At 64.1% G+C, this 19890-nt stretch carries 23 protein-coding genes and 1 tRNA gene; 18 read left to right on the forward strand and 6 right to left on the reverse strand.

Features of this window, described 5'->3' with window-relative positions; all coding sequences use genetic code 11:
* Positions 1–44: 44 nt before the first annotated feature.
* Positions 45–1160: an HPP family protein gene (locus F4U94_RS09760; RefSeq protein ID WP_120251993.1), complete on the forward strand. Its 1116-nt coding sequence runs from the start codon at positions 45–47 to the stop codon at positions 1158–1160.
* A 59-nt stretch (positions 1161–1219) separates the two neighbouring features.
* Complete coding sequence (locus F4U94_RS24755; protein ID WP_197716422.1) at positions 1220–2041, forward strand: helix-turn-helix domain-containing protein; 822 nt, start codon at positions 1220–1222, stop codon at positions 2039–2041.
* Here F4U94_RS24755 and F4U94_RS09770 read toward each other — a convergent pair.
* Entirely contained in the window at positions 1995–2186 is a 192-nt protein-coding gene (locus tag F4U94_RS09770) for a hypothetical protein (RefSeq protein WP_120249733.1), read from the reverse strand. The two genes, F4U94_RS24755 and F4U94_RS09770, sit on opposite strands and share 47 nt — an antisense overlap.
* Positions 2187–2305: 119 nt before the next feature.
* Here F4U94_RS09770 and rpiB point away from each other — a divergent pair, with 119 nt between their 5' ends.
* The 4 genes from rpiB (at position 2306) to F4U94_RS09790 (ending at position 5826) form a co-directional block, all read left to right on the forward strand.
* Positions 2306–2743 (forward strand): ribose 5-phosphate isomerase B, encoded by a 438-nt coding sequence (gene rpiB / locus F4U94_RS09775; RefSeq protein ID WP_120249732.1) that lies wholly within the window; start codon positions 2306–2308, stop codon positions 2741–2743.
* Between the two features lie 11 nt (positions 2744–2754).
* Positions 2755–4053: a serine hydroxymethyltransferase gene (glyA, locus tag F4U94_RS09780; RefSeq protein WP_120249731.1), complete on the forward strand. Its 1299-nt coding sequence runs from the start codon at positions 2755–2757 to the stop codon at positions 4051–4053.
* A 90-nt stretch (positions 4054–4143) separates the two neighbouring features.
* A complete protein-coding gene (nrdR, locus tag F4U94_RS09785) occupies positions 4144–4605 on the forward strand; it encodes a transcriptional regulator NrdR (RefSeq protein ID WP_120251992.1) in 462 nt (153 codons plus the stop codon).
* A 126-nt stretch (positions 4606–4731) separates the two neighbouring features.
* On the forward strand, positions 4732–5826 hold the full coding sequence (locus F4U94_RS09790) for a TrmJ/YjtD family RNA methyltransferase (protein WP_120249730.1): 1095 nt from the start codon (positions 4732–4734) through the stop codon (positions 5824–5826).
* Here the strand turns inward: F4U94_RS09790 and F4U94_RS09795 are convergent.
* Complete coding sequence (locus F4U94_RS09795) at positions 5823–6119, reverse strand: chorismate mutase (protein WP_120249729.1); 297 nt, start codon at positions 6117–6119, stop codon at positions 5823–5825. The genes F4U94_RS09790 and F4U94_RS09795 overlap by 4 nt on opposite strands.
* Before the next feature lie 189 nt (positions 6120–6308).
* On the opposite strand from F4U94_RS09795, the gene rpsD reads away from it, so the two are divergent.
* The 5 genes from rpsD (at position 6309) to F4U94_RS09820 (ending at position 10670) form a co-directional block, all read left to right on the forward strand.
* On the forward strand, positions 6309–6923 hold the full coding sequence (gene rpsD, locus F4U94_RS09800; protein WP_088183640.1) for a 30S ribosomal protein S4: 615 nt from the start codon (positions 6309–6311) through the stop codon (positions 6921–6923).
* Between the two features lie 133 nt (positions 6924–7056).
* Complete coding sequence (locus F4U94_RS09805; RefSeq protein ID WP_120249728.1) at positions 7057–8715, forward strand: M28 family peptidase; 1659 nt, start codon at positions 7057–7059, stop codon at positions 8713–8715.
* 66 nt (positions 8716–8781) lie between these two features.
* Positions 8782–9138 carry a hypothetical protein gene (locus tag F4U94_RS09810; RefSeq protein ID WP_120249727.1) on the forward strand — a complete coding sequence of 119 codons (357 nt, stop codon included), beginning with the start codon at positions 8782–8784 and terminating at the stop codon, positions 9136–9138.
* Complete coding sequence (locus tag F4U94_RS09815) at positions 9138–10274, forward strand: glutathionylspermidine synthase family protein (RefSeq protein ID WP_120249726.1); 1137 nt, start codon at positions 9138–9140, stop codon at positions 10272–10274. The genes F4U94_RS09810 and F4U94_RS09815 overlap by 1 nt, the downstream gene beginning before the upstream one ends.
* A gap of 60 nt (positions 10275–10334) precedes the next feature.
* Positions 10335–10670 (forward strand): hypothetical protein, encoded by a 336-nt coding sequence (locus F4U94_RS09820; RefSeq protein WP_120249725.1) that lies wholly within the window; start codon positions 10335–10337, stop codon positions 10668–10670.
* A 4-nt stretch (positions 10671–10674) separates the two neighbouring features.
* Here F4U94_RS09820 and F4U94_RS09825 read toward each other — a convergent pair whose 3' ends face one another.
* A complete protein-coding gene (locus F4U94_RS09825) occupies positions 10675–11136 on the reverse strand; it encodes a DUF6265 family protein (protein ID WP_120249724.1) in 462 nt (153 codons plus the stop codon).
* Positions 11137–11237: 101 nt separating this feature from the next.
* On the opposite strand from F4U94_RS09825, the gene F4U94_RS09830 reads away from it, so the two are divergent.
* The 7 genes from F4U94_RS09830 to F4U94_RS09860 all read left to right on the forward strand — a co-directional run bounded on the left by F4U94_RS09830 (position 11238) and on the right by F4U94_RS09860 (position 15284).
* Positions 11238–12227, forward strand: coding sequence for an agmatine deiminase family protein (locus F4U94_RS09830; RefSeq protein ID WP_120249723.1), 990 nt, complete (start codon positions 11238–11240; stop codon positions 12225–12227).
* Positions 12228–12336: 109 nt separating this feature from the next.
* Complete coding sequence (locus tag F4U94_RS09835; RefSeq protein ID WP_120249722.1) at positions 12337–12711, forward strand: DUF2501 domain-containing protein; 375 nt, start codon at positions 12337–12339, stop codon at positions 12709–12711.
* Between the two features lie 78 nt (positions 12712–12789).
* Positions 12790–13638 carry an N-carbamoylputrescine amidase gene (aguB, locus tag F4U94_RS09840; RefSeq protein WP_120249721.1) on the forward strand — a complete coding sequence of 283 codons (849 nt, stop codon included), beginning with the start codon at positions 12790–12792 and terminating at the stop codon, positions 13636–13638.
* Positions 13639–13644: 6 nt separating this feature from the next.
* A complete protein-coding gene (locus F4U94_RS09845) occupies positions 13645–13905 on the forward strand; it encodes a hypothetical protein (RefSeq protein WP_232015860.1) in 261 nt (86 codons plus the stop codon).
* 131 nt (positions 13906–14036) lie between these two features.
* Positions 14037–14534 carry a 2-amino-4-hydroxy-6-hydroxymethyldihydropteridine diphosphokinase gene (folK, locus tag F4U94_RS09850; RefSeq protein ID WP_120249720.1) on the forward strand — a complete coding sequence of 166 codons (498 nt, stop codon included), beginning with the start codon at positions 14037–14039 and terminating at the stop codon, positions 14532–14534.
* Between the two features lie 42 nt (positions 14535–14576).
* Positions 14577–14652 (forward strand) — tRNA-Lys (locus F4U94_RS09855).
* A 62-nt stretch (positions 14653–14714) separates the two neighbouring features.
* Positions 14715–15284, forward strand: a complete 570-nt coding sequence (locus tag F4U94_RS09860) for an NUDIX domain-containing protein (RefSeq protein WP_120249719.1) — start codon at positions 14715–14717, stop codon at positions 15282–15284.
* On the opposite strand, the gene glgX is transcribed toward F4U94_RS09860, so the two are convergent.
* The 3 genes from glgX to glgC are packed head-to-tail and all read right to left on the reverse strand — an operon-like array spanning position 15265 to position 19849.
* The gene (gene glgX / locus F4U94_RS09865) at positions 15265–17136 is read right to left on the reverse strand and encodes a glycogen debranching protein GlgX (protein WP_232015859.1); all 1872 of its coding nucleotides are present in this window, start codon (positions 17134–17136) and stop codon (positions 15265–15267) included. The two genes, F4U94_RS09860 and glgX, sit on opposite strands and share 20 nt — an antisense overlap.
* Positions 17133–18581: a glycogen synthase GlgA gene (gene glgA / locus F4U94_RS09870; RefSeq protein WP_120249718.1), complete on the reverse strand. Its 1449-nt coding sequence runs from the start codon at positions 18579–18581 to the stop codon at positions 17133–17135. Before glgA ends, glgX begins: the two co-directional genes overlap by 4 nt.
* Positions 18582–18589: 8 nt before the next feature.
* Positions 18590–19849, reverse strand: a complete 1260-nt coding sequence (glgC, locus tag F4U94_RS09875; protein WP_120249717.1) for a glucose-1-phosphate adenylyltransferase — start codon at positions 19847–19849, stop codon at positions 18590–18592.
* Between the last annotated feature and the right edge of the window lie 41 nt (positions 19850–19890).

The following is a 19890-nucleotide window of genomic DNA, read 5'->3' on the forward strand; positions in this document are numbered from 1 at the left end:
TTTCCCGCTTGGCGCATCCGCCGCGCGGCACTAGCGGCGCTGCCATGTCCGACGCGCCCGAAAATAATGCCCGCCTGATCTGGAGCCGCTATTACAGCGCCTTCATCCCCGCCGGCCCGGCCGGCCCCGGCCTGTTCGACCGGCTGAAGGCGGCCAGCGGCGCGATCGGCGGCATCGCCATTACCGCCATGCTGTGCGGGTTGATGCTGGGCAATGGCCTGGCCCACCCCCTGCTCGTCGCCCCGATGGGCGCGTCGGCCGTGCTGCTCTTCGCCGTGCCGGCCAGCCCGCTGGCGCAACCCTGGCCCGTATTGGGTGGCAACGTCATTTCCGCGCTGGTCGGCATCTTCGTGGCAAAGGCCGTGCCCGATCAAACCATCGCCGCCGCACTGGCCGTGGGCGCGGCGATCGCCGTCATGTCGCTGCTACGCTGCCTCCATCCGCCCGGCGGCGCGGTCGCGCTGTCCGCTGCGCTCGGGGTGAAGGGCGTGGCGAGCAGCTATATGTTCGCGCTGGTGCCGGTTGGCGTGAACACGCTGCTCCTGCTGATCGTCGCCATCCTCTTCCACCGGATCGCCGGCCATAATTACCCCCATGTCGCGCCGAAGGCGCCCACGCCCCACGGCACCGCCGATCCCGCCCCGCTGCTGCGCGCCGGTCCCAGCGATCAGGATATGGCCGACGCGCTGAAGGGCTATGGCGACGCACTGGACGTGGATCAGGCGGACCTGCGCCAGTTGCTGGCCGACGCCGAACTGCGCGCGGCGGAACGGCTGCACGGCAGCGTGCCCTGCGCGGAAATCATGTCGCGCGACGTCATCCATGTCCCCGCCAGCCAGCCCATGGCGCAGGTACGCGCGCTGATGCAGGATCGCGCGTTACTGTCGCTGCCGGTGCTGGACGATGCCGGTCGTGTGCAGGGCATCATCGGCGCGCTCGACCTGACGCGGGACGGGCAGAGTGCCGGCGACATCGCCCGCCGCGCGCTGCTGGTCCACGCCGACACTCCGGTCGCCCGGCTCATCGCCCCCTTGAGCAGCGGCACGCGCCACGCGGCGATCGTGGTAGATACCGATCATCGCTTGCTAGGACTGGTGACGCAGACCGACCTGCTGGCATCGCTGGCGCTGCGCACTGACAGGCCAACCGGACTGGGCTGAGGAGCCATTTCCAATTTTTTTGGGGTGGCATGAACGGTCGCGCATGGCAGGATCAGTCCATGACCGACATTTCGCAACTCAATGAAAATGAACGTGAGATATTGCGGCTGCTGGCGCAGGGGCATACCGCCAAAAGTATCGCCAGCGTGACCGGAAGGTCCGTCAGTTCCGTCAACGAACGATTGCGCGAAGCCCGGCGCAAGACCGGCATCGGCAGCAGCCGAACATTGTCCCGCACATTTGTGACCCAAGAAAATCGGGACAATATTATCGGAGTGGACGATGGCGAACAGCCAGCGCCAGAACTGCCCGAAGCAGCCGGACCATCCCGGTCCGTCCTGTTTCGAGGAGTTGCCATGACCATCATCGCCGCCATAGCCCTGGCCGCCGGAGCCTATCTGCTCCAGAGCGCATCGCCTGTGCAACAATTACCGGATCAAAAGGATTGGTCCGATCCTGCAAAGGCCGACCCGCTGCTGTCAGGTTCCTATTCCGGCCCTTTGCCATCACAACGCTACGCCATGCTGCGCGCAGAAAAACGAGATGCGGTCTGGGCTGACGCGACAGAAAGGGCGCTGATCGCCCGCTATGCGATCCTGTTGCGCAAATATGGTGTGCGCCAGCCCGTCCGCGCACTTTGTGGCGAAACGACGTGCGAGATTGCTATGAAGCTTAACCTGTCGTTACGAAAGACGGCGAAATTGACCAATGAGTTACAGGGCCGGGAACTGGCTGATTCGCTCGCCAAGATCGGATTGATGGGCGATTCTGCCAGTTTTGGCGGACCAGACAAGAGCTATGTCCACTCCTCCTACTGGCTACGCAAGCCTCGGCTCAACGCTGCTCCATCACCGATAGGTCAGGCCCCGGAATCGCGCTGATCGCGACATTGCCGAACATCACCAGCCCTGCAACGATCATCAGCGCGCCACGCTTGCGGTCGCCTTTCTTCGCGATCGCATAAATGCCGCCGCCTGTGAGCAGAGCGCCGCCAAGCATCAATATGGATAAAATCGTGCCAGCCATGGGAGATGCCATAAGCGGCAAGCTGGACGGTGGCAATTGCCTGCCGCTCCCCCTATGAGGCGCGCAGAAACGAATCACCCATCGGTGAAGGCCCCCATCCGGGAAGGAACGCTTCTCACATGAAAATCGCCATCGCTTCCGACCATGCCGCCGTCGACCTGAAGGCGGAACTCGCCCAATGGCTGCGCGATGAAGGGCATGACGTCGACGATCTGGGTCCGGCGACTGCTGACCGCGTCGATTATCCCGATTTTGGTTACAAACTCGCGACGGCCGTGGCGTCGGGCGCGGCGGAGCGCGGCATCGCGATCTGCGGATCGGGCATCGGCATTTCGATCGCGGTCAATCGCAACCCCGCCTGCCGCTGCGCATTGGTGGGCGAGCCGCTGTCGGCCGCCCTGTCGCGCGAGCATAATGACGCCAACGTCCTGGCCCTGGGCGCCCGCCTGACCGGCGTGGACATGGCCAAGGCCTGCGTCACCGCTTTCCTTACCACCGATTTCGGCGGTGGCCGCCATGCCGGCCGCGTCGAGAAGCTCTCCCAGCCCGCGCTCTGAAAGGATCTTTGATGAGCACCGACACCCTTTCCCCCATCCGTCAGGCCGGCTTCTTCAGCGAAGACCTCGCCAGTGCCGATCCCGAAATCTTCGGCGCGATCGGCAATGAGCTGAAGCGCCAGCAGGACAAGATCGAACTGATCGCGTCCGAGAACATCGTGTCGAAGGCCGTGCTGGAAGCCGCCGGCTCGATCTTCACCAACAAGTACGCGGAAGGCTATCCGGGCAAGCGCTATTATGGCGGCTGCGAATATGCCGACGTCGTGGAAACGCTGGCGATCGAACGCGCCAAGGAGCTGTTCGGCGCGCAGTTCGCCAACGTCCAGCCCAATAGCGGCAGCCAGATGAACCAGGCCGTGTTCCTGGCGCTGCTTCAGCCGGGCGACGTCTTCATGGGCCTCGACCTGTCGTCGGGCGGCCACCTTACCCACGGGTCGCCGGTCAACATGAGCGGCAAATGGTTCAAGCCCGTCGCCTATGGCGTGCGCCCGGACGATCACACCATCGACATGGACGAAGTCGCCCGCATCGCGCGCGAAAACAAGCCAAAGCTGATCATCTGCGGCGGCACCGCCTATTCGCGGGTCTGGGACTTCAAGCGCTTCCGCGAAATCGCTGATGAAGTAGGCGCGTACCTGCTGGCCGATATGTCGCACTTCTCCGGCCTGGTCGCTGGCGGCGCGCATCCCTCGCCGGTGCCTTATGCCCATGTCACCACCACCACGACACACAAGTCGCTGCGCGGTCCGCGTTCGGGCATCATTCTGTCCAATGACGAAGCGATCGCCAAGAAGCTGAACAGCGCGATCTTCCCCGGCCTTCAGGGCGGCCCGCTGATGCACATCATCGCGGCCAAGGCTGTGGCTTTCAAGGAAGCGCTGACGCCGGAATTCAAGGCTTACGCGCATCAGGTCGTCGCCAACGCCCGCGCGCTGGCCGAAACGCTGGCCGATGCCGGCCTGTCGATCGTGTCGGGCGGTACCGACAATCACCTGCTGCTGGTCGACCTGCGCCCCAAGAACACCACCGGCAAGGCTGCGGAAAAGGCGCTGGATCGCGCCTACATCACCTGCAACAAGAACAACGTGCCGTTCGACACGGCCAGCCCATTCGTGACGTCGGGCGTTCGCCTGGGCACCCCGGCCGGCACCACGCGCGGCTTCCGTGAGGAAGAATTCCGCGAAATCGGCCGCCTGATCGCCGAAGTCGTAGAGGGCCTCAACCGCAATGGCGACGAAGGTGACGGCCAGGTCGAGCAGCATGTCCGCGAAAAGGTGCTGGGCCTGACGGCGCGCTTCCCGATCTACTAAAGACTATCAAAGCCCCTCCCGATCGGGTTTGAAGGAGGCAGCGCCTCGATCCAACCCGATCGGGAGGGGCTTTTATTTGCGGAGAATATGATGCGCTGCCCTTTCTGCGCCCATGAAGACAGCCAGGTGAAGGACAGCCGGCCGACGGAAGATGGCAACGCCATCCGCCGTCGCCGCCAGTGCGAAGCCTGCGCCGCACGCTTCACCACTTTCGAGCGCATCCAGTTGCGCGACATCTGGGTGGTGAAGAGCGAGGGCCGCAAGGAAGCGTTCGAGCGCGACAAGCTGGCCCGCTCCATCGGCATCGCCTGCCGCAAGCGCCCGATCGACCCCAGCCGCCTGGAAAAGCTGATCTCCGGCATCCAGCGCCAGCTGGAAACGAGCGGCGACAGCGAAGTCCCCGCCCGCGCGATCGGCGAGATGGTGATGGAAGGGCTCAAACGCCTCGACAGCGTGGCCTATATCCGCTTCGCCAGCGTCTATAAGGACTTCACCGACGCCAAGGATTTCGAGGAATTCGCCAGCACGGTAAAGGAAGTCGGGCGGGAATAGCAGCTCCACTTCCCCGTTCGGTTCGAACTTGTCGAAAACCCAACAAAACGGCAATGTTTGAGAAAGCGCCTATCTGGCCTAACTCAAAATCCGTTCAGTTCGAGCCTGTCGAAAACCATACGCACCATGAGTTTCTGGATCTACATCCTTCGCTGCTCCGACGGCACATATTATACCGGACATACGGACGATCTGGAGCGGCGCATCGCCCAACATCAGATGGGCGAACTGCCGGGATATACGCATGATCGCCGTCCGGTGGAATTAGTGTTCAGCGAGACTTTCACGGATCGGATCGATGCTCTGGAACGGGAGCGACAGGTAAAAGATTGGTCGCGCAAGAAGAAAGAGGCGCTGATCCGGGGCGACTGGAACGCAGTCTCTGACGCTGCCCGTTCTCGACCACGGGTCTCGACTACGCTCGACCCTGGCTCGAACCGAACGGGAAGGCTAGAGGCTCAGCCCCTACTCAGGACGAACGGTGATAATGTGATAGAAGAAAATTCCCCCCTCCCCCCCGTCATCATCCTCGTCCGCCCGCAACTGGGCGAGAATATCGGGAAGGCCGCGCGCGCGATGCTGAATTTCGGGCTGACCGAAATGCGGCTGGTCACGCCACGCGATGGCTGGCCCAATCCCGATGCCGGCCCGGCAGCCGCCGGCGCGGACTTCATCCTGGACAAGGCACAGGTCTATGAGACGCTGGCCGATGCGGTCGCGGACTGCGCCCATGTCTATGCTACCACGGTGCGCAAGCGCGGTGTGACCAAACCAGTCGTGACGCCCGAGGAAGCCGCCCGCGAAATCCATGCCGCGCAGGGCCGCTGCGCCTATGTCTTCGGGCCGGAACGATCGGGGCTGGAGACGGAGGATGTCGCGGTCGCCCGCAAGATCCTGACCGTGCCGATCAATCCGGAATTCGGGTCGTTGAACCTGGCGCAGGCGGTGATCCTGTGCGCCTATGAATGGTCGAAAAATGCTGACCTCAAGCAGCCGACCATCACCGACCTTGGCGAACCCGCGCCGCAGGTGGAACTGGAAGGGATGATCGACCAGCTCAACACGCTGCTGGAAAAGGTCGGCTATTTCTTCCCGCCCGACCGCGCGCCAGCGACCAAGCTGACGCTGCGCAACCTGCTGACCAAGCCAGGCTGGAACCATCTGGAAGTGCGGACCCTGCGCGGCGTCCTGTCGCATTTGAACCGACCGCGGGAGCGTTAACCCCGCGTCCGGTCAAACTCCGCCATTTCATAAGCGATCGACGTTTCGACCAGTTCTTCCCACATACCCGCGATCAGGTCGCACGGCACGCCCAACGCTTCCGCCTCTGCACAGGCATTGGCGATCACCTCCGCCTTGCGCGCTTCATCCCGCACGGCGCTGCGGTCCGGCTTGATCCGGGCGGCGGCGCGCATATGGGCGAAGCGCTGGGCCAGCAGGGCGACGATCTGCCGATCGAGATTGTCGACGCCGGCGCGCACCTGCGCCATGGTGGAGTAGCCTTCTGGGTTCATGCCTGCCCGATTAAGCCGCCCCGCGCGCCGTGTCGAGGCCAGTATGAAGGGTTGACATCCTACTGTCATCTGGTCATAGGCGCGCCTTCGCAATTGGCTCCGCATCCCGGTGAAGCGGTGGCCCTGCCCCTGAAAACGGACGTAGGCGATACCGGGGACAACGTTAGACGCAATTATTAGGAATTATCTATGACGAAGCGCACCAGCGCCAAGTATAAGCTCGACCGTCGCATGGGCGAGAATATCTGGGGCCGTCCCAAGTCGCCTGTCAACAAGCGCGAATATGGTCCCGGTCAGCACGGCCAGCGCCGCAAGGGCAAGATGTCGGACTACGGCATCCAGCTGCGCGCCAAGCAGAAGCTGAAGGGCTATTACGGCGACATCACCGAAAAGCAGTTCAAGAAGAACTATTTCGAAGCCAGCCGTATGAAGGGCGACACCGGCCAGAACCTGATCGGTCTGCTGGAGCGCCGCCTGGACGCCGTCGTGTACCGCGCCAAGTTCGCGCCGACCATCTTCTCGGCCCGTCAGATCGTGTCGCACGGCCACATCTATGTGAACGGTGTGAAGTGCAACATCGCCTCGCGTCTGGTGAAGCCGGGCGACGAAATCACCTTGGGCAAGAAGGCGCAGGAAATGGCGCTGGTTCTGGAAGCACAGAGCCTGCCCGAGCGTGACATCCCCGACTACGTCGCCCCCGACGGCGCCGCCAAGGTCAGCTATGTCCGCGTGCCGACGCTGGACGAAGTGCCTTACCCGGTGAAGATGGAACCGAATCTGGTCGTCGAATTCTATTCGCGCTAATCGGTTTTCCGATCCCAGTTACGAAAAAGGGCGGCCCCGCAAGGAGCCGCCCTTTTTCTTTTGCGCAACATTCTTGCGCCCCTTTCGCCCCAGTGGCATCACCCGCGCATTCGTAAAACAAAGGGGTCATCCCATGCGCACTTCCCTTGCGGCGATCGCCGCCATCCTTGCCCTGTCCTCGCCCGTCATCGCCGATGCCGCGCCCGCGAAATCGGCTGTCGCGCCGTCCGTCGACACGATGAAGCGGCTGGTGAAGGATCTGTCCTCCGACGCCTATGAAGGCCGCGCGCCCGGAACGGCTGGCGAGGAAAAGACGCTTGCGCTGCTGTCCGCCGAATTCGCCAAACTCGGCCTGAAGCCCGGCAACAAGGGCAGCTGGTTCCAGGATGTGCCGCTGGTGGAAATCACCGCCAAGAATGTGTCGCCGCTGACCTTCACCGGCGGCAAGGCCGATGTAAGCGCCGCTTATGGCGCAGAAATGGTCGCCGGCACCTATCGCACCACGCAACAGCATATCGCGGTCAAGGACAGCCCGGTCGTCTTCGTCGGCTATGGCATCAACGCCCCGGAAAAGGGCTGGAACGACTATGCCGGGCTAGACGTGAAGGGGAAGACCGTCGTCATCCTGGTCAACGATCCCGATTATGAGACGAAGGGGCTGACCGGCCCGTTCAACGGCCGCGCCATGACTTATTATGGCCGCTGGACCTACAAATTCGAGGAAGCCGCGCGGCAGGGTGCCGCCGCCGCGATCATCGTGCATGACACGGTGCCCGCCGCCTATGGCTGGAACGTCGTGCAATCGAGCTGGACCGGCGCGCAGCATGTCGCCGACAGCGCTAACGGCAATGCCGACCAGAGCGCTGCCATCGGCTGGATCCAAAAGGACAAGGCCGCCGCCCTGTTCGCCAGCGCCGGGCTGGACCTGACCGCACAGATGGCTGCTGCGAAGAAACCCGGCTTCAAAGCGGTGCCGCTGACTGGCGTGAAGGCCAGCCTCTCCTTCGACAACGACCTGCGCAAGCATAACTCAAAGAATGTCGTCGCCCTGCTGCCCGGCAAGACGCGGCCGGACGAATATGTCCTCTACAGCGCGCATTGGGACCATCTGGGCCATTGCGAGGCGGCGCCGGACAGCGATGACATCTGCAACGGCGCCGTCGACAATGCCACTGGCACGGCCGCACTGGTCGCACTGGCGCAGGCCAATGTGAAGGCCGGCCCGACCGACCGCAGCCAGGTGTTCCTGGCGGTGACGGGCGAGGAATCGGGCCTGTTGGGCTCGGCCTATTATGGCAAGAACCCGGCCTTCCCCTTCGCCAAGACCGTCGGCGGCGTGAATATGGACGCGCTCAGCGTCGCGGGACTTGCCAAGAATGTCGTTGTCATCGGCAAGGGCAAGTCGCAGCTGGACGCCTATCTCGACCGCGCACTCGCCGCGCAGGGCCGGGTCGCCACCACCGAACCGACGCCGGAAAAGGGCTATTATTATCGCTCCGACCATTTCAGCTTCGCCAAATATGGCCTGCCGATGCTCTATTTCGAGGGTAGCGAGGATCTGGTGAAGGGCGGCACCGCCGCCGGCATGGCCGCTGCGGAAGATTATACCGAGCATCGCTATCACGGGCCGAAGGACGAATATGATCCCAATTGGGACTGGACCGGCATCTCGGCCGATCTGAAACTCTATTATGATGTCGGCCGGGCGCTGGCGACGACGACCGACTGGCCCAATTGGGTGCAGGGCGACGAATTCCGCGCCATCCGCGACAAGGATCGCGCCGGCAAATGACGTTCTGCGCTGGCGGCGGGCAAAAGCCTGTCGCCAGCCTTTCATCTTGCCGTCTATACTGCCGGCATGACTCAGAAATTCGACCGGCGCGTCCTGCCGATCACCTCCGCCGTCGCGGCCGCCCTGCTCGCCACCGGTTGCTCGCGTGAGCCTGACACCGCCAATGCCGACGTGCGCGTTTGCCGCGATGCGGAAGGACGCCGGGTGGACGACAGCCGGTGCCGTACCCATGCCGGCGGCGGCATCGCGACGGGCGCCTTCCTCTGGTACTATCTCAATCGCGGCAGCGCGGTCCCGCGCGTCGGCCAGCCGCTCGCCGGCGGGTCCATCGCCCCGGCCTTCGGCAAAAATTATCGTGAAGCGTCGCAGTCCACGGTGACGCGCGGCGGCCTTGGCCTGTCGGGCGGCAGCGGCCTGTCCTGATGGAGCGGATCGACTGCACGCCGCGCCCGGATTGGCAGGCGCAGGTGAAATCGCTCGGCCTCGTCTGGCACGGCGCGAACGACCGCCCCTATTGGGACGAAAGCGCGGCCTGGCGCTTCACCCCCGCGCAGATCGACACGATCGAGACGGCGACGGCCGAACTCTATCGCCTGTTCATCGCCGCGGGTCAGCATGTTCTGGACCATGAGCTGCTCAGCGACTTCGGCATTCCCGATTTCTGCCACGAAGCGATCCGGCAGAGCTGGGACGGGGAGCCGGCCGCGCTCAACTATGGCCGGTTCGACCTTGGCTATGACGGGTCGGGTCCGCCCAAATTGTTCGAATTCAACTGCGACACGCCCACCAGCCTGCTGGAGGCATCGGTCATCCAATGGGACTGGAAGGAAGCGGTCTTCCCGGACGCCGACCAGTTTAACAGCCTGCATGAGCGGCTGGTCGCGCGGTGGCGCGCCATCGCCCCGCCGCGCGGCACCTCCATGCTCCACCTCACCTATGTCGACGGCAATATGGGCGAGGATGCGGTGACGGTCGCCTATATGGCCGACACGGCGCGGGAAGCCGGCATCGACACACAGTTGATCCTGACCACCGACCTTGGCTGGGACAGCGCACGGCGCCGTTTCGTCGACCTCGATTATCGGCCGATCGACGCGCTCTATCATCTCTATCCCTGGGAATGGATCGTCAACGAACCCTTCAGCCGGGAAGTGGTGGAGAGCCTGGACACGACGCTCTGGATCGAACCGATCTGGAAGATGATCTGGAGCAACAAGGCGATATTGCCGATCCTGTGGGATCTCTTCCCCGACCATCCCAACCTGCTGGAGGCCAGCCGGCAAGCCATGACCGGCGACCATGTGGTCAAACCCCTGCTCGCCCGCGAAGGCGCCAATGTCCGCATCGTGTGCGACGGCGCGACGCTCGCGCAAAGCGGCGGCGACTATGGCGAGGAGGGCTTCGTCTACCAGCGGCTCTTCCCCCTGCCGGGCGACGGCGATCGGCGGCCGGTGCTGGGCAGCTGGGTCGTGGACGGCGAACCGGCCGGCATGGGCATAAGAGAAGATGGCCCGATCACCGGTAATGGCGCGCGCTTCGTCCCGCACATCATCGCCTGACAATTCAGGGATGGTTCACGCAGGGAAAATGAATATCCGAACCAATCCGAAGGGAAAGCCATGCGCCGCCTGATCGCCCTCATGCTCATTGCAAGTCCCGCCGTTCTTTCGGCGCAGATCGCGCCGGGACCGATAACTATTCGTCCAGACAGCAGCGCAACCGGCAGTCTGGAAAATGAGGTAGCGCGCGAACGCATCCGCGAAGGGCGCAAAAGCGGCTCGCTCAACAAAGGCCAGGCCCGCGCATTGCGTAAGGAAGCTCGGATGAACGATGCGCTCGCTAAGCACTATGGCCGCGACGGCCTCTCGGATTCGGAACAACGCGAACTCGATATGCGCGGCCGTGCGCTGCAAAGTCTGACGGAAGCACAACGGTCGCAACCGCCGCGCCACTGACGCCTTATTGCCCGTTGGGGGTCGCCGGGCTGTAGGTCCAGTTCTGCGCGCCGCTGCCGTCCATCTTCGACGTTTCGGCCATCAGCAGCCGCCCTTCGCGCCAGTAGCGGATGCGTTGCGGATAATCATGGCCGGGATTGGCGAAGGTCACGTCGCGCACGCCCTGCTCCACGGCGGGAAAGACGGTCGCCGGGCCACCCTCCGGCGCGGCATGCAGCGTGAGCGATCCATCGGCCGCGCGCACGATGCGCATCACTTCCCAACTGCGCAGGCTCTCGCCACGGCCGACCCGGCCCATGCCGATCATCGTGCCGCCGCGCGGGAGGGTCCAGACCTCCTCGCTCCACCGATCACCGGCATTTTGCAGCCATTCGCCGGTCAGCCAGTCGGGCAGCTCGCCCCCCCACGACGGCGGCGACAAGGCCAGCAGCAAGGTCGCCGCAACGATCGAAATGTGTTTCCGCATGGCTTTCGCCCTCTGTCCAGACCCGGTCGGGCACGCTATGGAGCGCGCATCATTTTCCCCTATCTACGGATCGGTTCTCCAACCGAGCAAGGATAAAAGCCATGACTTTCCGCATGCCTGCCGAATGGGTGCCGCACGACTGGACCTGGATCGGCTTTCCGACCAACCCCGCCGAATGGCCCGGCGCGTTCGAGGAAGCCCGGCGACAGATCGCCGCTTTTGCCAGCGCCCTCCATGCCGATGGCAAGGGAGAGGAAGTCCGTCTGGTCGTCGCCAATGAAAGTGATGCGGATGCCGCCCGCGCGCTGCTCGCACCCGGCGTGTCGGTCATCGTCCACAGGCTGGGCGACGTCTGGCTGCGCGATACCGCGCCCATCGCCGTGCTGAATGGCGCCGGTGGCAAGGCACTCGTCGATTTCGGTTTCAACGGCTGGGGCGGCAAATATCAGATGCCGGGGGACGAGGATATCGGCGCGCGGCTGGCCGCGACCACCGACCTGCCCGTTTCGACCCAGAATTGGGTGTTAGAAGGCGGCGCGATCGACACTGACGGCACCGGCCTGTTCGTGACGACTGAGCAATGCCTGCTCAATCCCAACCGCAATCCGGATCTGGATCGCGGCAAGATCGAAACGCTGCTCGCCGGCGCGCTCGGGCTGTCGGACATGCTGTGGCTGGGCGACGGGTTGCTGAACGACCATACCGATGGTCATGTCGACAATCTCGCCCGCTTCGTCGCCCCCGGCAAGCTCGCCCTGCCGATCGCCACGACGCAGGACGATCCCAACGCCGCGCTCTATACCGACGCCCGCGCCCGCGCAAAGGCCCATGGCATCGAAGTGATCGACATCCCCTCCCCCGGCCTGGTGCTGGTGGATGGGGAGGCGATCCCGGCCAGCTACATGAATTTCTATGTCGGCAACGCCGCGGTCATCGTGCCCATCTATGGCCAGCCCAACGATCAGGCCGCGCTCGACGCCTTCCGCCCCTTCTTCCCCGGCCGCGACATCGTGGGCCTGCGCAGCGACGCCATATTGTCGGGCGGCGGCAGCTTCCATTGCTGCAGCCAGCAAATGCCCACGCTCGTCTGAGCAAGGGCGCCTGAGCAAAAGTGCTTGGTCAAAGCCGGTTGCGGACGGGCGCGGATGGGATCAGGCTTCACCCCGGTTCGGCCGGAGTCGCCGGATGGGGAGAAAGATCATGATTCGCACGTCCGTTCGCACCGCATTGGCCATCGCCCTGCTGGCAGGGGCTGGCGCCTCTTCCGCACAGCTTGGTAATCTGGGCGGCCTGCTCGGCGGCGCCATGCCCGATATCGCCTCGGTCGGCGCCGGCAATGCGGCGGGCGTGCTCAGCTATTGCGTGAAGAACAAGCTGGTGAACGCGACCGGCGCTTCGTCCATCCTGGGCAAGCTGACCGGCAAGCCCGGCGTCAAGGAATCAAGCGGTTTCAAGTTGGGCCAGACCGGCACCATACAGGGTGACGGCGGTGCCTTGCCCATTGCGGGCCTGAAGGACAAGGTGAAGACCAAGGCCTGCGATCTGGTGCTGCGCCACGCCGGATCGCTGATCTGACCGATCGCCGCTCTGGGCGGTAGCATGTCGGGGCGACATTCCCTATATGGCGCGCTGTTCCCCGCCATGGAGTGAAGAATGTCCCGCGTGACCGTCGCCGCCTTGCAACTCGCCTTCTCGGACGACATGAGCGCGAACATCGCGCTGGTGGCCGACCATGTGCGCCAGGCCGCCGCCCGCGGCGCGAAGATCATCCTGCCGCCCGAACTGTTCGAAGGCCCCTATTTCTGCCGGGTCGAAGATGAAGCGCTGTTCGCCACTGCGCAGCCTACTGATGAACATCCCGCCGTGCAGGAAATGCGCAAGCTGGCGAAGGAACTGGGCGTCTATATCCCGACCAGCTATTTCGAGCGCGACGGCCATCATTACTACAACTCGCTCGCCATGATCGATGATGAGGGCGAGATTATGGGCGTCTATCGCAAGAGCCACATTCCCGATGGCCCCGGCTATGAGGAAAAATATTATTTCCGCCCCGGCAATAGCGGCTTCAAAGTGTGGAAGACCAAATATGGCACCATCGGCGTCGGCATCTGCTGGGACCAATGGTATCCCGAAACCGCGCGCTGCATGGCACTGATGGGCGCGGAAATGCTTTTCTACCCGACCGCCATCGGCTCCGAACCCTATGATAGCGACCTCGACACCAGCCGCATGTGGCGCCGCGCGATGATCGGCCATGCCGTTAGCAACTGCATGCCCGTCATCGCCGCCAACCGCATCGGCGACGAAGAAGGCCAGCTTTTCTATGGCCACAGCTTCATCACCGACGAATGGGGCGATTTCGCCGCCGAAGCCGATGCGAAGGATCATGGCGCGCTGGTCGCGACACTGGACCTGGCCAAGGCCCGCACCCATCGCGCCGGCATGGGCTTCTTCCGCGACCGCCGGCCCGAACTTTATGGCCGTATCGCCCAGGATATCTGATTCGAAATGACTGAAATCGAAGTAACCGACGAAACCATCATCGAAGCGACGGACGACACGGCGCCCGAACAGCCGGGCGACCTCAGCCGCCCGCAGAAACGCTTGTTGAAGCGCCTCTACAACGCCCGCACCGTGCCGGTCGTCGCCGACGAACGCCCGTTCCTCAGCTACCGGGAGGCGGCGCGCTATCTGCTGTCCCTGGAGGAGGAAGCCCGCGAATCCGCCTATGCGCAAATGAAGGCGCATGTCCGGGACAAGGTCCGCTAAGGGCGTGCCCCTGTCAGAACCTAGCCACCTACATCCGTTCGTTTCGAGCGCAGCCGAGAAACCATGCACAGCGCTGGCCGCCTCTCGACTTCGCTCGAAGCGAACGGATTGAAATTCCGGGTTACCGGACAATGGCGGATGTCAGTTCCCATATCTACGCACTCGCGCTGGGATCGAACCAGCCGCTATCCGCCAGCCTGACCCCCGCGCGCCTGCTCCAGGCCGCCACAGCGCTGATCGGCGAACAGGCCCGCATACTGCGCCTGTCCCCCACTTTCTCCACGCCACCGCTCGGCCCATCGACGCGCCGCTTTGCCAATGGCGCATTGCTGGTCGAGAGCGCCCTGCCCCCGCCCGCCATGCTCGTCTTCCTTCAGAGCATCGAAAACCAGCTAGGCCGCCGCCGCTATCGCCGCTGGGGGGCGCGCAGCGTCGATATCGACATCATCCTGTGGTCGGGCGGCCCGTGGGCCAGTCGCACGCTCACCATTCCGCATCCCGCCTGGCATGCCCGCGACTTCGTCCTGACCCCGTTGCTATGTGTCGCACCCGACTGGCGCGACCCGAAATCGGGTCATTCCGTCCGCCATCTGCATGCCCGCCTGAAAAAAGCCGCACGCCAAGGTTGACCATCCGGCCCGTCGCCTTTAGGGCGACCTCCACCGCTTAGGGGGTCCATAGCTCAGTCGGTAGAGCAACTGACTTTTAATCAGTAGGTCACTGGTTCGAACCCAGTTGGACTCACCATCCCCTGTCATTGGCGTCTCGCCGTCGCTGCGTTAAAAGCGGACGGAACCGGAGAACGCCCGATGACCAGCATAATTTCGACGCGCTCCCTGTATAAGGGATGGCTCCACCTTCTGCTGGTCGCGATGCGCGCGCCCAATGGTGAGCATTTCGAACGCCATGTCGTCGAAATGCGCCGCGCCGTCGTAGTCCTCCCCTATGATCCCGATCGCCGCGTCGCGCTGGTCGTATCCATGCCGCGTACGCCGGTCATGCTGGCGGGCCTCCCCGATTTCCTGGAGCCGATCGCCGGCATATTGGAAGATGAACCGGACGACTGCGCCCGGCGCGAGGCGCTGGAAGAAGCAGGTGTGCGCCTGGGCGAACTGACCCATCTCGGCCAGATCTGGAGCATCCCCACCGTCGTGACCGAGAAGATCGACTATTTCCTCGCAGAATATCGCGCCGAAGACAGGATCGCGGCGGGCGGCGGTCTGGATGAAGAGCAGGAGCATATCAGCGTCCACGAACTGCCGCTCGATGAGCTATGGACGCTGTTTGCCGACAAGAAGATCGGCGATGGCAAGCTCGCGATCACGCTGATGGCGTTGCGGCTGCGGCGGCCCGACCTGTTCAGCGTTCCGGTCGGCTAATCCGCACCGATCGCGCATCCACCGCCACATCGCCTTCGGGCAAATGAAACCGGCATGGCTCGTCCGCGCCATTGACGCAGATGGCCAGCCCGCTTGCCCGATAGCGCATCGCCAGCCGGCGGCGGCCCGGATCTTCCCACTGGGCGACCGTCAATCCCTGCCCGTCCTCGTCCAGCCATTCCACATCGGCGTCGGACAGCAAGTCTACGGCCGTCAAATCCGCCGCCTCCGCCCGGATCGCCGCCAGCGCAAAACTCTGCGCCTCCAGCGCCCGATCACGGCCCACCCAGTCGATCCAGCCGATTACTCCATCCTGCGCATAGGCGTTATTATTGCCCTGCTGGCTGCGCCCGAACTCGTCGCCGGCGGTCAGCATGATCGTGCCGCGCGACGCGAACAGGGTGGACAGCAGCGCCTCCCGATCCCGCCGCCGCGCCGCCTCGACCGCAGGGTCGTCGCTCAGTCCTTCGACGCCATTATTCCAGCTGAAATTCTCACCATGGCCATCGCGATTCTGTTCGCCATTGGCTTCATTATGCCGCTGCGCATAGGCCGTCAGATCGGCCAGCGTGAAGCCATCATGTGCGGCGAGGAAATTGACGCTCCGGGTCCGCCCGCCACCGAAAATATCCGACGATCCCGCCAGCCGCGTGGCCACCGCACCCAGCGTCCCCGCATCGCCACGCCAGAAACGCCGCATATCGTCACGATAGCGGTCGTTCCATTCCAGCCAGCCCTCACCAAATTGCCCCAGTTGATAACCGCCAGGGCCAATATCCCATGGCTCGGCGATCATCACCCGGTCCGCCAGCACCGGATCGGCACGCATCTCCTGCAACAAGGGCGAGTTTGGATCGAACCCATCCACCATCCGCCCCAGCGCCGGGCCAAGGTCGAAGCGGAAGCCATCGACGCCGGCCTGAGTCACGAAATGCCGCAACGAATCGAGAATCAACCGCCGCGCGATCGGCGCATTGCAGGCGATGCTGTTACCCGTTCCGGTATCGTTGATCAGGCTGCCATCGGCCGCGTGCCGGAAATAGCCCTGCGCATCCAGTCCGCGCAGTGACAAAGTCGGCCCCTGCGCGTCGCTTTCCCCATCATGATTATAGACCATGTCCAGGATGACGCCGATGCCCGCCTCATGCAGCGCCGCCACAGTCTCCCGCAACTCCGCCATGCCGCCGGGCGCCAATCGCGGGTCGACGGCAAAATAGCTGACCGGATTATAGCCCCAGGCGTTGGTCAGCCCCAGCGGCCCCAGATGGCGCTCGTCGATCCAGGCGTTGATCGGCATTAGCTCGATCGCTGACACATGCAGCTTTTGCAGATGCGCGATCACCGCCGGATGGGCGAGCGCGGCGATCGTGCCCCGCTGCGCCTCCGGCACGTCCGGGTGCAACATGGTAAAGCCGCGCACCTGCACTTCGTAGATCAGCCCGCCCGGCGTAAAGCGCGGCGGTTCGGGCGCAACCGTGGGCAACCCCGCCGTCACCACGCCCTTGGGCATCAATGGCGCGGTATCGCCGCCTTCCCCACGCGGCGCGGCGAGAGCGGCGTCATAGACGAACGCCCGGTCGATCGCCTGCGCATAGGGATCGAGCAGCAGCTTGTCGGGATCGAACCACAGGCCTGCGCCTGGATCATAAGGGCCATCGGCGCGCAGCCCGTATCGCGCGCCCTCTCCCACGCCCGCCGCCTCGCCATGCCAGAAGCCATCGGCATCGCGCAGCATCGGCAATCGCACTTCCCGGTCCGCATCATCGAACAGGCATAGCCACAGCTGCGCCGCATCGGGCGACCAGACCGAAAAGCGGGTGCCGTCCGCGCCGATCACCGGTCCCAATGTCACACCGCCTCCGCGATCAGCGATCGGTAGAGATCGGCATAGCGCGCGGCACTCTGCGTCCAGCTGAAGTCGGCGCGCATGCCCGCACGCTGCATCGCCTCCCATAACGGCTTGTCGGCATGCAGCGTCGCCAGCCGATTGATCGCCCCATGCAGCGCCGCCGCATCGTCCGGCGCGAAGACGATCCCGGTCGCCGCGCCCGCGCCTAATGCCGCCTCATTGGCGTCGATCACCGTATCGGCCAACCCGCCGACCCGCGCCACCACCGGCACGCAGCCATAGCGCAGCGCATAAAGCTGAGTCAGGCCGCACGGTTCGAACCGCGACGGGATCAGGATCGCGTCGCCGCCCGCCTGCATCAAATGCGACAGCGGTTCATCATAGCCGATCTGCACCCCGATCCGCCCGCGATGCCGATCCGCCGCGCCCAGCAACGCGCCTTCCAGCACATGGTCGCCCGATCCCAGCACGGCGAGCTTCCCGCCCAGCGCGACCAGATGCTCGGCCGCGTCGATCATCAGGTCCATGCCCTTCTGCCAGGTCAGGCGGCTGACGATGATGCAGAGCGGCGCGCCGTCATGATCCAACCCGAACCGGTCCTCCAGCGCATGGCGATTGGCCGCCCGCTTTCCGAGCGCCCGCGCGCCATAGGCTTTGGGGATCAGCGCGTCGGCCACCGGATTCCAGATATCGGTATCGACGCCGTTCAATATGCCATGCAGGCGGTCGACCCGCCCGTTGATCAGGCCGTCCAGCCCCATGCCATGGACCGGCGACCGGATTTCCTGCGCGTAACTGGGGCTGACCGTGGTGATCGCATCGGCCGACACCAGCCCCGCCTTCAGAAAGCCGGTGCCGCCATAATATTCGACGCCATCGACGCCCCAGGCTTCGGGTGGCAGGCCAAGGTGCGGAAAGATGTCCGCCGCGAACCGCCCCTGAAAGGCGAGATTGTGGATCGTCACCAGCTTGGGCACATGGGCGGCCGGGCCGAAGCGCATATAGGCCGCCGTCATCGCCGCCTGCCAGTCATGGGCATGGACGGCATCGGGCCGCCAGCCCTTCAACACGCCCTCCGCTACGTCCGCTCCCGCACGCGAGAGCGCCGCGAAGCGCCGCCAATTGTCGGGCCAGTCATAGCCGCCATGATCGCCATAAGGACCGCCCTCCCGCGCGAAGAAGCCGGGCGCATCCAGCACCAGCAGGTCCAGCCCCTCGACCTGTGCCGCCAGCAGGCTGGCCGCCGCGCCGAACAGGTCGGGGTAGCGATGCACGATCTTTGTCTTGCCCAGCTTCGCCATGACCGCCGGGTAACCGGGCACCAATGTTCGCACGGCTAACCCCTGCCCCGCCAGCGCCCCAGGCAGCGCGCCGACGACATCGGCCAGTCCGCCGGTCTTGATGAGGGGGTAGATTTCGGATGCAACCGACAGCAGCTTGATCGTCATGGCGTCGCTCAGGCCGCCAGCCGGTCGATCATGGCCTGCGTCACCAGGCAGATCCCGCTTTCGGTCCTGCGGAAACGCTGCGCATCGAATACCGGATCTTCCCCGATGATCAGGCCGGGCGGGATGAGTATTCCCGAATCCACCACGCATTTGTGCAGCCGCGCCCCGCGCCCGATCTCGCAACCGGGCATGATGACGCTATCCGTCACCGACGAAAAACTATGCGTCCGCACGCCCGAAAAAAGCAGGCTGCGATCCAGCGAGGAGCCGGATACGATGCACCCGCCCGCCACCAGCGAGGATGTGGCCGACCCGCGCCGGCCATCCTCATTATGCACGAACTTGGCCGGTGGCGTGACTTCCGAATAGGTCCAGAGCGGCCAGCTGCGGTCGTAGAGGTCGAGGCTGGGCACCACATCGGTCAGGTCGATGCTCGCCTGCCAATAGGCGTCGATCGTGCCGACGTCGCGCCAATAGGGGACCAGTTCGCTTTCGGCCCGCACGCAACTGCTGGAAAAGCGATGCGCCACCGCTTTTCCATGCTTGACGATATGGGGGATGATGTCGCCACCGAAATCGCGCTTGCTGGCCGGATCGTCGGCGTCGCGCCGCAATTGCTCGATCAGAAAGCGAGTGCGGAAGACATAGATGCCCATCGACGCCAGCGCCATGTCCGGCTGTCCCGGAATGCCGGGCGGGTTCTTGGGCTTTTCGATGAAGGCGGTGATGACGTCCGCTTCATCGACATGCATCACGCCGAAACCCACCGCCTCCATGCGCGGTACTTCCAGGCAGCCGACGGTGACATCCGCGCCACTGTCGACATGCTGCTGGAGCATCAGCTCATAGTCCATCTTGTAGACATGATCGCCAGCCAGGATGACCATATATTCGGGCGCATAAGCCTCGATAATGTCGATATTCTGGTACACGGCGTCGGCTGTACCCTCATACCACTGGCTTTCCGATATGCGCTGGCTGGCGGGCAATATATCGAAACTCTCATTGCGTTCGGGGCGCAGGAAGTTCCAGCCGCGTTGCAAATGGCGGATCAGCGAATGGGCCTTATATTGCGTCGCGACCCCGATGCGGCGGATGCCGCTGTTGAGCGCATTGGACAGGGCAAAGTCGATGATCCGTGCCTTGCCGCCGAAATGCACGGCCGGCTTGGCGCGTCGGTCGGTCAGTTCCGCCAGCCGACTGCCGCGACCACCGGCCAGGACATAGGCCATGGCGTCACGCGCGATCGGCTGATATTTGCTCTGCATAGGGCCTCTCCTCATCCTGCCCGCGACTGCCTGCACGCGCC

It is taken from the genome of Sphingobium limneticum (assembly GCF_008710155.1).
GTDB lineage: Bacteria > Pseudomonadota > Alphaproteobacteria > Sphingomonadales > Sphingomonadaceae > Sphingobium > Sphingobium limneticum.